The sequence below is a fragment of the Sphingobacterium sp. UBA7625 genome, assembly GCF_002484085.1.
In the GTDB taxonomy this organism is placed as follows: Bacteria; Bacteroidota; Bacteroidia; order Sphingobacteriales; family Sphingobacteriaceae; genus Sphingobacterium; species Sphingobacterium athyrii.
In genome coordinates this window covers 42848-55774 of record NZ_DLJD01000004.1, presented here as the reverse complement: position 1 = coordinate 55774, position 12927 = coordinate 42848, and the positions used below count along the sequence as shown (strand labels likewise).

Annotated in this window: 7 protein-coding genes; 6 read left to right on the top strand and 1 reads right to left on the bottom strand. The window is 41.7% G+C overall.

The window, feature by feature from the left end; all coding sequences use genetic code 11:
* Positions 1-38: 38 nt before the first annotated feature.
* Entirely contained in the window at positions 39-1844 is a 1806-nt protein-coding gene (typA, locus tag B4G94_RS01995) for a translational GTPase TypA (RefSeq protein WP_108635332.1), read from the top strand.
* A gap of 114 nt (positions 1845-1958) precedes the next feature.
* On the opposite strand, the gene B4G94_RS01990 is transcribed toward typA, so the two are convergent.
* Positions 1959-2468, bottom strand: a complete 510-nt coding sequence (locus B4G94_RS01990; RefSeq protein ID WP_286856821.1) for an ecotin — start codon at positions 2466-2468, stop codon at positions 1959-1961.
* 311 nt (positions 2469-2779) lie between these two features.
* On the opposite strand from B4G94_RS01990, the gene B4G94_RS01985 reads away from it, so the two are divergent.
* From B4G94_RS01985 to B4G94_RS01965, 5 genes are all read left to right on the top strand, one after another.
* Entirely contained in the window at positions 2780-4474 is a 1695-nt protein-coding gene (locus tag B4G94_RS01985) for a GMC oxidoreductase (protein ID WP_286856819.1), read from the top strand.
* 110 nt (positions 4475-4584) lie between these two features.
* Positions 4585-7386 (top strand): excinuclease ABC subunit UvrA, encoded by a 2802-nt coding sequence (gene uvrA / locus B4G94_RS01980; RefSeq protein WP_286856818.1) that lies wholly within the window; start codon positions 4585-4587, stop codon positions 7384-7386.
* A gap of 282 nt (positions 7387-7668) precedes the next feature.
* Positions 7669-9312 (top strand): alkaline phosphatase PafA, encoded by a 1644-nt coding sequence (pafA, locus tag B4G94_RS01975; RefSeq protein ID WP_286856815.1) that lies wholly within the window; start codon positions 7669-7671, stop codon positions 9310-9312.
* A 148-nt stretch (positions 9313-9460) separates the two neighbouring features.
* Positions 9461-9901, top strand: a complete 441-nt coding sequence (locus B4G94_RS01970; protein WP_104384633.1) for an RrF2 family transcriptional regulator — start codon at positions 9461-9463, stop codon at positions 9899-9901.
* 231 nt (positions 9902-10132) lie between these two features.
* Positions 10133-12925, top strand: coding sequence for an outer membrane beta-barrel protein (locus B4G94_RS01965; protein ID WP_286856811.1), 2793 nt, complete (start codon positions 10133-10135; stop codon positions 12923-12925).
* The last annotated feature ends 2 nt before the right edge of the window (positions 12926-12927 follow it).

Here is a 12927-nt window from a genome sequence, read left to right as displayed (position 1 = left end):
CTTTGCACCCTGAATTTAAAAACAAATTTACTTGCTAGATGCAAAATATTAGAAACATAGCGATTATCGCTCACGTCGATCACGGTAAAACTACGTTGGTAGACAAAATCTTACACTTCACAAATCTTTTTAGAGACAATGATGGTACAGGTGATTTAATTCTGGATAATAACGATTTAGAACGTGAACGCGGTATTACTATTGTCGCTAAAAACGTTTCTGTTGAATATAAAGGAGTAAAAATTAACGTTATTGATACACCTGGTCACGCCGATTTCGGTGGTGAAGTTGAGCGTGTATTGAAAATGGCTGATGGTGTTGTATTGCTGGTGGATGCTTTCGAAGGCCCAATGCCGCAAACACGTTTCGTTACACAAAAAGCATTATCCTTAGGTTTGAAACCTTTGGTTGTTGTCAATAAAGTGGACAAAGAAAACTGTCGCCCAGAAGAGGTATACGAAAATGTATTTGACTTATTCTTTAGCCTTGATGCGACAGAGGAGCAATTAGCATTTCCAGTATTATATGGTTCTTCCAAACATGGTTGGATGTCAACAGATTGGAAAGAAAAGAAAGAAGATGTGTCTGAACTATTAGATGCGATCATCAATCACTTCCCGCCTTCGCCATTTGTTGAAGGTACATTACAAATGCAGATTACATCGTTGGATTACTCTACGTTCGTAGGACGTATTGCTATCGGTCGTGTAGCTCGTGGTACGATTAAAGAAGGTCAGCCAATCTCGTTGGTAAAACGTGATGGTAAGATCGTAAAATCACGTGTAAAAGAACTGCACACGTTTGAAGGTTTGGGCCGTCGCCGTGTACAGGAAGTTAAATGTGGTGATATTTGTGCTGTTGTTGGTATCGAAGGTTTCGATATCGGTGATACAATCGCAGATTTTGACAACCCGGAACAATTGGAAGTTATCAGCATTGATGAGCCGACAATGAACATGTTGTTCACAATCAATAACTCCCCATTCTTTGGTAAAGAAGGTAAATTGGTTACTTCTAGACATATTCACGATCGTTTACAAAAAGAATTAGAGAAGAACTTGGCATTACGTGTCGTTCCTACTGAATCTCCGGACGCTTGGTTGGTCTATGGACGTGGTATCCTTCACTTATCTGTATTGATTGAAACAATGCGTCGCGAAGGTTACGAATTACAAGTAGGTCAACCTCAAGTAATCTTGAAAGAGATCGACGGTAAGAAATGTGAGCCTATCGAGGTGTTGGTTGTTGACGTTCCTGCAGAAGTTTCTGGTAAAGTAATTGAGTTGGTAACACAACGTAAAGGTGAGCTTTTAGTGATGGAAACGAAAGGTGAAATGCAGCATCTTGAGTTCGAAATTCCTTCTCGTGGTATCATCGGTCTGCGTAACAACGTATTGACTGCTACAGCTGGAGAGGCTGTTATGGCACACCGTCTGAAAGGATACGAGCCTTGGAGAGGAACAATTCCTGGACGTTTGCATGGTGTATTGATTTCTTTAGATAAAGGTACAACAACTGCTTACTCTATTGATAAGTTACAAGATAGAGGTAAGTTCTTCGTTGATCCAGGTGTGGATATTTATGAAGGACAAATCTTAGGAGAGCACATCCGTGACAATGACTTAACGATTAACATCGTTAAAGGTAAACAATTGACAAATATGCGTGCATCTGGTACAGATGATAACACACGTATCGCACCGGCAATTAAATTCTCTCTGGAAGAATCTATGGAGTATATCCAAGCCGACGAATACATTGAGGTTACACCACAATCTATCCGTTTGCGTAAAATCTACTTGACGGAAAATGAGCGTAAAGTAAACGCGAAAAAATTCCAATAGTAGGTAACTAAAGATGATAATACAAAAGAGGCTGTCTTTTTGAGACAGCCTCTTTCTGTTACAAGCTATGTTCGCCTGCTATTGTTTAGTTAACTAAATTAAATCTTACTGCTGTTATTTTTTCTTTTCTCTGACTTCGGCAGCACGGTAGGTATCCCCATCCGTCGTGAAGATTTTGAATTGAGCTTCATAACCTTCAGGGATATAAATAACAATAGGCATTCGACCATTGTAACGTACTGTTTCCAGTTGAGCACTTACAAAAAGATTTCTTTTTGCTTTATCGGGGCAGGCCATCATGGTACTCGCTACATTTCCGTTTGTTTTGAATACATAGTAATCATAACCCCATCCTTGAAGATCTTTCTTTTCAAAAGTGCCGGCTAAATTAAAGGTATTACAGCCATCTACTTCCATCCATTTACCAACGGAAAACTCAATTTTTTTATTCTTGTCATTTTCTGAATGTGGCACTTCAATCACCATTTTTTTGTACCCTTTTTCCGCTGCCGGAAAAATACTTAAATCTATTTTATCAATTACCATCTGTGCTTTGCTTACTGTTGTGGATGCGACTAAAACGAATAGCATCATGACTATAACATTTAATACATTTTTTCTCATAACTATTTTTTTATTTTGTTCTTTTAAACACAATTATTGCTGTATTGCCATTTTGTTGTTTATGTAACTATATTTCTAAGACAGCCGAAAATGCAGAAGGATTAATTGTGAATGGCTGAATATTTAAAATAATTGTTTAAAAAACTAGGATAAAAGCTTAAGCATTTGATGCTGAAAGGTGTTGACCACGATGTTAATTTCGAGGATCGCTTAGATTCCATTTTGTAACAAAATTAACTGAACTATCAGGAATATTTGTTGCAATAGTATTATTTACAGTATATTACCTTTTCAAAAATGACCTAAATATAATGATGAATAAGAAAAACCATTTTGATGCTATTGTGATCGGTTCGGGCATATCTGGCGGCTGGGCTGCCAAAGAATTTTGCGAAAAGGGATTGAAAACGCTTGTCCTGGATCGGGGAAAAGATGTCAGACATATTCAGGATTATCCGACAGCCTATATGGATCCCTGGCAGTTCAGACATGGGGGGCAAGTGGAAAGGCTCATCAAAGACGAAAATCCCGTCGCGTCAAAATGTTATGCCTATCGGGAAGATGCCAAACATTTCTTTTTGCCGGATGCCGCACAGCCCTATATCCAGGAAAAACCTTTTGATTGGATTCGGGGGGATCAAGTCGGTGGTAAATCGCTGCTCTGGGCACGTCAGACGCAAAGATGGTCTAAGTATGATTTTGAGGGGCCCGCACGGGATGGCTTTGCCGTAGATTGGCCCATCCGGTATGATGATATCGCTCCCTGGTATTCGTATGTTGAGCATTTTGCAGGCATTTCGGGTAATAAAGATGGAATTGATGCCATGCCGGACGGAGATTTTCTTCCAGCATGGGAGATGAATGTGGTGGAGAAAGCAATACAGCAACGCATACAGCAACAGTATAAGGATCGTCCGGTGATTCAGGGGCGTTGTGCCCATCTGACCCAGCCCCGACAGATCCATATTGATCAGGGGCGCAGCCAGTGTCAGGCCCGTAGTTTATGCCATCGTGGATGCCCATTCGGAGGGTACTTTAGTTCCAATGCATCTACGTTGCCCTGGGCTGCTAAAACAGGTAACCTCACCATTCGCCCACAGGCGATTGTCGAATCCATACGCTATGACGATAAAAAGCAAAGAGCAGTCGGAGTCCGTATTATCGACGCCGAAACAAAAGTGAGTCAGGAGTTTTTTGCGCAGGTCATCTTTGTTAATGCCTCCGCATTAGCGACAAACCTCATCTTGTTGAATTCCACATCCGGACGTTTCCCGAATGGCCTTGGAAACGATAGTGGGCTGTTGGGCAAATATGTCGCCTTTCATAATTATCTAGGCACCATTTCGGGCACAATGGAGGGGTATGAAGACAAATATTATTATGGTCGTAGGCCAACTCAGCCGATTATCCCCAATTTTAGAAATGTACAGCGGCAGGAAACGGATTTTTTAAGAGGCTATGCGTCATTCTTTGGAGCCTACCGTTCGAGGGGCGGTAATTTTGAAGGAGAGCAGGTTGGGGGAGCTTATAAGGACAGTTTAGCGGAATTAGGCGGCTGGGGCGTTTCGATGATGATGCAGGGGGAAACGATTCCTCAGGAGCATAATCACGTCCGTTTGAGCACAGATCAAAAAGATCCCTATGGTATGCCGCAGCTTATTACCTCGGTCGGGTACGAAGATAATGACTATAGATCAAGAGATGACTTCTTTCAGCAGGGGCAAGAGATGCTGGAAGTCGCCGGAGTGAAAAATCTTAGGATCAGTGACAGCCACCAGAACCCGGGCCTGGATATCCATGAAATGGGTGGAGCACGTATGGGGCTGGATCCAAAAACCTCCCTGTTGAATAAGTGGAATCAGCTGCATCTGGTCAAAAATGTCTTTGTTACTGATGGTGCCTGCATGACCTCAACCGGAACACAAAATCCATCATTGACCTATATGGCTTTAACTGCGAGAGCCGTGGATTATGCTATTGGCGAACTGAAAAAAGGCAACCTCTAAGTCTGTGGAAAATATCCGCTATAGCAGAGGGATTTTTTCGTGTCAGCTTTTGATACAATGGGTCTATAATCAGCCAAGATTGCGTAACTTTGTGTGAGATAAGGATTATTATGCGTAAAAAAGTGGAGCATACTCCAAAAGAATATATTCAGATAAAAGGGGCAAGAGTCAACAATTTAAAAAATATTGATGTTGATATTCCCAAAAATAAACTAGTTGTCATTACAGGAATGTCGGGTTCGGGAAAATCTTCCCTTGCTTTTGATACGCTGTATGCGGAGGGGCAAAGGCGCTATGTGGAGAGTCTTTCTTCCTATGCACGGCAGTTTATGGGGCGGATGAATAAACCCGAGGTCGATTACATCAAAGGTATCGCGCCGGCGATCGCCATCGAGCAGCGGGTGATCACGAGCAACCCGCGTTCTACCGTAGGGACTTCAACCGAGATCTACGACTACCTGAAATTGCTCTACGCCCGGATCGGCAAAACAATTTCTCCCGTTTCCGGTCGGGAAGTGACAAAGGACAGTGTGAGCTCGGTGGTGGATTTCGCCCTGAAGTTTGACGAGGGGGAGTCCGTCACGCTCTTGGCTCCGTTGGTGCCTTCTCACGGACGCAAGCTCAAAGAAGAACTGTCGCTTTTACTGCAGAAAGGATTCGTCCGCGTCGTTTATCAGGATAAAATGCAAAAAATCGAAAGCATCATTGATGATAAAAGCATGGCCAATGCAACGATTCAGGATGCTGAGGTATTGATCGTAGTCGATCGTGTACGTATTGAGCAGGATGATGATACCGTAAACCGATTGTCCGATTCTATTCAGACCGGATTTTTTGAGGGAAAAGGAGAACTGTTTATGGAGGAAAATGGGAAAAGACATCATTTCTCGCATAAGTTTGAACTCGATGGAATAACTTTTGAAGAGCCTAGTCCCAATTTCTTCAGTTTCAATAATCCTTATGGTGCCTGTCGGCGATGCGAGGGTTATGGAAAAATTATCGGTATAGATCCCGATCTGGTTATCCCCGACAAGAGCCGCTCGGTATACGACGGAGCAATTGCACCTTGGCGGGGAGAGAAAATGGGGGAATGGTTACAGGTGCTGGTCAAAAATTCCCTAAAGTTTGATTTCCCCATCCACCGTGCCTATTCTGACCTGACAGTGGAGCAAAAGGAGGTATTATGGACGGGAAATAATTATTTCACCGGACTTAATCAGTTCTTTGAGGAATTGGAGGAGCAGACCTATAAAATTCAATATCGTGTGATGTTATCACGTTACCGGGGTAAGACGGACTGTCCGGACTGCCGCGGCACAAGATTGCGCAAAGATGCAACTTATGTCAAGGTGGGTGGGAAGTCAATCACCGATATCGTATTAATGCCTTTGGAAGAAGCCTTGGCATTTTTTACCAATTTACCTTTGGTAGGAAATGAACAGATGATCGCGAAGCGCTTATTGGCCGAAATTAATAATCGACTACAGTTTTTATGCGATGTGGGTTTAAGTTACCTTACTTTAAATCGCTTGTCAAATACCCTTTCTGGAGGAGAATCCCAACGGATCAATCTGGCAACATCGCTCGGAAGTTCGCTCGTAGGTTCGATTTATGTCCTGGATGAACCCAGTATCGGTTTACATCCGCGTGATACACAACGGTTGATTTCGGTGCTGAAATCCCTTCGTGATGTCGGTAATACTGTTGTTGTGGTTGAACACGAACAGGAGATGATGGAAGCTGCGGATTACCTGATTGATATTGGCCCCGAAGCCGGGATCAATGGCGGTGAGATGGTATTTGCCGGAACATATAGCGAGATCTTAAAAGATGACAAGAGCTTAACCGGACAATACCTGAGCGGAAAAAGCCAGATTGAAGTACCCAAGAAAAGACGCAAATGGTCTCATGGCATTACCGTTAAAGGAGCACATGAGAATAATCTCCAGGGAATAGATGTGCAGTTCCCTTTAAATATATTTACGGTTGTATCCGGAGTATCGGGTTCGGGAAAGACCTCCTTGGTGAAACGGATTCTTTACCCAGCGTTGCAGAAATCAATCGGTAATTATTCTGGTGAGCAAACTGGTGTTTATGATTCCATCGAAGGCGATATTGCGCAGGTGGAGCAGATCGAGATGGTGGACCAGAATCCTATTGGCCGTTCTTCACGTTCGAATCCGGTGACTTATGTGAAAGCCTGGGATGAGATCAGAGCTTTGTATGCTAATCAGGCAGCATCCAAAGCTGCGGGACTGAAACCTGCTGCATTTTCTTTTAATGTTGAAGGCGGGCGCTGTGATGTCTGTCAGGGCGAGGGAGAAGTGAAGATCGAGATGCAGTTTATGGCAGATATCGTGCTGCCCTGTGAGGCCTGCGGTGGCAAACGGTTCAAACAGTTTGTCCTTGATGTGCAATACAAAGGCAAATCCGTGGCCGATATCCTTGAATTGAGTGTGGATGAAGCCATCGTATTCTTTGGTGATCAGCCTAAGATATTGGCCAAGCTGCAGCCATTGCAAGATGTTGGACTGGGCTATGTTAAGCTCGGGCAATCTTCTAGTACACTCTCCGGCGGAGAGGCACAGCGGATTAAACTTGCATCCTTTCTGATCAAAGGCAATAACAGTAAGAAAACCCTGTTTATCTTCGACGAACCGACGACCGGCTTACATTTTCAGGATATTAAAAAGCTGCTGAAGTCTTTTGATGCACTGATCAATCTAGGCAATAGTATACTGGTTATCGAGCATAATATGGATATGATCAAGTCGGCAGACTGGGTCATTGATATCGGACCTGAAGGGGGAAATAAAGGGGGAAAGCTCGTTTTTGCAGGGCTTCCGGAAGATCTTGTGCATTGTAAAGATTCTTATACAGGACAGTTTTTAAAAACACATTTAAAAGATTAAGCCTACTTTAGTACCTGTTATTAAATAACCGGCTAATGCAGAGCGTGCTGGAATCAAGACGAAAATTAAAGCGCTAGAATGATAGATCATGTTGATAAACCGAAGGTTTGCCGGACTAAAATCTAAATACTAATTACTCAATATTAATATTAAAAAGTCAAAAATGGGAACAGCTGTTAAGTCTCAGGCTGGTATAAAGATTAAAGAATAAGGAGCATAAGCCGTAGACTGGCACAACCCAGAATCTCAAATCTAATATCTCAATACTAATATCTAACAACAATGATTAAAAGATTTTTTTTAAGTGTCGTATTTGGAATAGCTGCACTCTTCTCCATGGCACAACAACCGGACAGACCCAAACTGGTCGTCGGTCTGATGGTGGATCAGATGCGCTGGGATTATCTATATCGTTTTGCGGATCGATATGGCAATGATGGCTTCAAGCGACTTTTGAAAGAAGGCTTCTCCTGTGAGAATACCCTGATCAATTACATTCCGACCTATACGGCTATTGGACACAGTTCGGTATATACCGGTTCTGTACCTTCCATACACGGTATTGCTGGCAATGACTGGATCGAAGAGCTTACAGGTAAGAATATGTACTGTACACAAGATGACAATGTCACTGGAGTAGGGACAACTGAAAAAGAAGGTAAACAATCTCCACGGAACTTGCTGGCATCTACCGTAACGGATCAGTTGAAACTGGCTTCAAATTTTAAATCCAAAGTCATTGGTATAGCGATCAAAGATCGTGGCGGAATATTGCCTGCTGGCCATTTTGCCGATGCGGCTTATTGGTTTGAGGCAAAATCAGGCAATTGGATTACCTCCAATTTTTATATGGATAAATTGCCAAAATGGGTGGTGGACTTCAACAAGAAAAAATTAGCTGAAAAGTATCTTAAAGCAGACTGGAAGCCCATGTATGATGTAAGTACTTACGCGGCTAATAGCATTGCTGACGATAATATCTATGAGGGAAAATATCCCGGTGAAGAAAAGCCGACTTTGCCACGGGCGACATCCAAGCTGATGAAAGATGAAGGTCTTGAGTTGATCAAAACAACACCGATGGGAAATCAGTTCACCTTGGATCTAGCCATGGAAGCGATCAAAAACGAGCAGATGGGAAATAATCCGACCAAAAACACCGATTTCCTCTGTGTCAGTCTTTCCGCTACGGATTATGTTGGACACCGTTACTCATTGACCGCAGTGGAGATCGAAGATATTTACCTGCAGTTAGATAAACAGCTGGCGGATTTTTTCGCTTACTTGGACAATACGGTTGGGAAAGGGAATTACACCTTCTTCCTGACAGCTGATCACGGTGCTTCCTACAATTCCAGATTCTTTATGGATATGAAAGGAAATGGCGGCTATTTCTATTCCCGTCAGATTATCTCGGATCTCAACAAAAAGCTGAAAGAGAAATTCGGACAGGAAAAAATCGTCAAAAGTCTCATGAATTACCAGGTCCATCTGAACAATCAGATGATTGACTCGCTTCAATTGGACCGGGATAAAATCAAAGAGACCATTATTCGCGAGTTGCGCCAGACTGAAGGTGTTGCTTATGTTGCGGATATGGAAAAAGGTGAAAGCCTCATGATCCCGGAGCCTGTCCGTGAAAAAATGATCAACGGCTATAATTTCAAACGGAGCGGTGTTATCCAAATCGTTTGTGAACCACAATGGTATGATGGAACGCCGCGTTCTACAGGAACAACACATGGCACCTGGTCGGGATACGATTCTCATATTCCATTGGTATTTATGGGCTGGGGCATTAAACCGGGCGTATCCAATACCGAAGTGCATATTGTGGATATTGCGCCTACCATTTCATCGCTGTTGCATATTACCGAACCAAATGGTAGTATCGGTAAACCAATTACGGCAGTTTTGAGCCAATAACGTTAAGTTCTAATACGATCGCCCTTAGCATAAGGATATCCAACCAGATGAAATTGTGCTAAGGGTTCTTTTTACCTGCTAATGATATAGGTTTTATTCTATTGAATAAAAAACGTAAATTTGCAATTCAACAGGGGGTTAACAAATTATGCTTTCCAAAAAGACAAAATATGCAATTAAAGCACTTATGGTGCTCGGTCGTAACTACGGAAATGAACCTATGCAGATCGTTAAGATTGCGCAAGAAGAAAATATTCCAAAGAAATTCTTGGAACAGATTCTCCTTGAAATGCGAAATGCGGGGATTCTCTACAGTAAAAAAGGTGCAGGTGGTGGTTACAGTCTAAATAAGGCTCCTGAAGATGTATTTTTATCGCAGGTGATGCGCCTGATCGATGGGCCGATTGCTTTACTTCCCTGTGTCAGTCTCAATTTCTATCGCTCCTGTGAAGAGTGTACCGAAGAACATGCCTGTGGGATACGGGATACATTTGTTGAAGTCAGGAATGCGATGTTACAGATTTTGAATGATACGAGCATCGCTCATTTAATCAATAAAGAAAAAGAATTGAACCTAAATGTAGATTAGGTAAGATAAATTGAGTCATCAAAAACAAAAAAGGAGATGTAACAGATAAGTTGCATCTCCTTTTTTGTTTTAATAATGAGCTGATAAACAGTGTTTTGTTTTCCTTGTCTATCCACTGTTTTTATTATTTGTTGTTTATGTTTTTAACTTCGTAATTATTTAACATTATTTTACGAATTTTCCGTAGTAACATTAATATCTTTATATCAATACTATATAAACGGAAAATTTATGAAACTAACCTATTCCTTAGTTTTGTTTCTTATACTCTCAGCCTTTAGCTCTATTTCCTATGCCCAACATAGGCTTGTGGGGACTGTGGTTGACGGGAAAGACCAAGCTAAACTTCATCAAGCGTCTGTTGCGTTACTTAATCCCAGAGATTCCATTTTAATTAAGTTCGACCGAACGAAAGAAAATGGAACTTTCCAAATTGCCAATCTGGATACTGGAGTTTATAAGATCGTGGTGTCTTACCCACAATATGCAGATCTTGTAAAAGATATCCATATTACAGCTAAAGATTACGACATCGGGTTGATAGCACTGTCAAAGGCGGCTTTGCTCTTGGAAGAGGTGCAGGTCAATGGGAGAATTCCCGTTGTCATCAAGGGTGATACTATAGAGTACGATGCTGGTAGTTTTAAGGTGGAGAAAGATGCCAAAGTAGATGATCTGCTCAGGGTATTGCCCGGCATTACGATCGATGGGACAGGTAAGATTACGGCGCAGGGAAAAGAGGTAAAGAAGGTACTGCTTGATGGAGAGGAATTTTTTGGAGATGACCCCACCCTGATTACCAAAAATATCCGATCGGATATGGTGAGCAAGGTACAGGTCTACGAAAAAAAATCAGATCTGGCTGTACGTACGGGCGTGGATGATGGGGAGCGTACCCAGACCATTGATATCAAGCTGAAAGAGGATAAGAAGAAAGGGATGTTCGGCCAGGCAATCGCTGGGGCCGGAACGGATAAATACTATGGCGGGAAAGTCATGCTCAATAAATTTAAAGGATCGCAGAAAATTGCGGCTTACGGTATCCTGGCCAACGATGGTATGGTGGGACTGGGGTTTGAAGATAGTCAAAAATATGGTGTTGGGGGAAGCGGCAATGTCCAGATGATGGATGGGGGAGGCATTATGATCTCTTCGGGCGGAGATGAAACGGAAGGTGGATGGGATGGGCGATACCGGGGTGGCGGCGTACCTAAGGCTCTAAATATGGGGGTAAGTTATTCCGATAAAAGCAAAGACGATAAACATAAAATCAATGTCAACTACAAGCGCAGCCAGATCGATGTAAATAATACAAGTACTTATAATGCGCAGAATAACTTGCCGGAGCGCGCGCAGATAGACAGTAATATCACCAGATCAGAAAATGAGAACAGAGCCAATGTTGCCAATCTTAGATACGATTATAAATTGGATTCACTTGCCGATCTGACGGTAAACATGGGCTTCAATAAATCCAGCAGAGATAATCTATCCGAGGCTGAAGCTTATCAGAAAACCCTTGATGGAAAAGATATTACCAGAACTAAATCGCGTACGGATCTGAATAGTGATCAGGATAAATTCAACGTGAATGCAATGTTGACCCGACGTTTTAAAAAGGAACGGCGCTCCATTACATTTAATGTGAATGCAAATACGGACCAAAATAATTCAGATACAAAGTATTTTTCCGAAAACATTTTTTTCAATGACAATCGTACTGATACAATTGATCAACTTAAAAAAGATGAACTTCGCAATAATACATATGGAGCCTCTCTTACCTATACCGAGCCGCTGTCAAAAAGGATCACTGGATCAATCGGATACTCTTTTTCCAGCAATAAATCAGAAACACTTAATCAATCTTTCAATAGAGATTCTATCACGCATCAATATACTGTGCTGGACGAAAGTGTATTGAATGACTTTAATTTTTCCAGTTTAAAAAATAGTGTTAATACGGCATTGAATTATAAAACAAATACATGGACGGTCAATCTAAGCAACCGTACTGATTTTGAGGCTGTGAAACGGACCTACAACAACTTGAATACTGTATTGCAACGCGATCAGACATCCATTAGACCCTCATTGAATGTGAACTATAAGATTTCAAAAACGAAGAATATAGGATTCAATTATAATGGGCAGACTGTTCAGCCTTCGCTCACACAGATTGAACCGCTCAAACAAAATAGTCAGCCGCTTGTCGAATATTTGGACAATCCGGACCTGAAAGCCGGTTTTAATAATTCCTATTCCCTCAATTATAATTCTTACAAACAGATCAAAGACCAGAGCTTCTACTTTTATGTCAGCGCCAATCAGGGGAAACGAAACATTAACAGCAGTGTTCGTTATAATCTAGAAGACGGTACCCGAAAAATTTCGTTTGTCAATATTGATAAAGACAACTGGCGTTTCTACGGAAGTGGATCATATAATTTTATGTTAAAGAAAAAATGGGGTTTGAAAATGAATATGGGTATGAATGCGGAATACAATAGCCAATATAGCTATCTATCGCTGCTTAATGAAGAACCTAGGCTCAATCGTAATAAGACCTGGAGTATCGGGCCCGAGATTGGCTTTAATCGGTATAAAGCCAATAAAATGGATTTTTATATCAGCTTAAGTCCTGGTGTTGAACAGATGGATTCTTATCTGCAGCCCGAATTGAACCAGACCACATTTAAATTCAATTCGTATGCACAAGCAACCTATTACTTACCCAAAGACTTTAAGATTTCTGTCTCCATGCAGCAGAATTATCAGGCTGCGACTAAGACTTTGCAGTCCATTAATATGTTGAATATGAATGGTTATATTTCCAAAAAATTCTTGAAAGATAAATCCCTCGAAGCGCAGCTATTTGTCAATGATATATTAAATAAGAATATTGGCGTACGTCGTTATCAGGACGGTACTGCATTTGTCCAGACCAGTAATGATGTGTTGCGTCGTTATGGAATGTTAAAAGTGATCTACAATTTTACAACAATGAAGGGAGGTGATAAATGAGT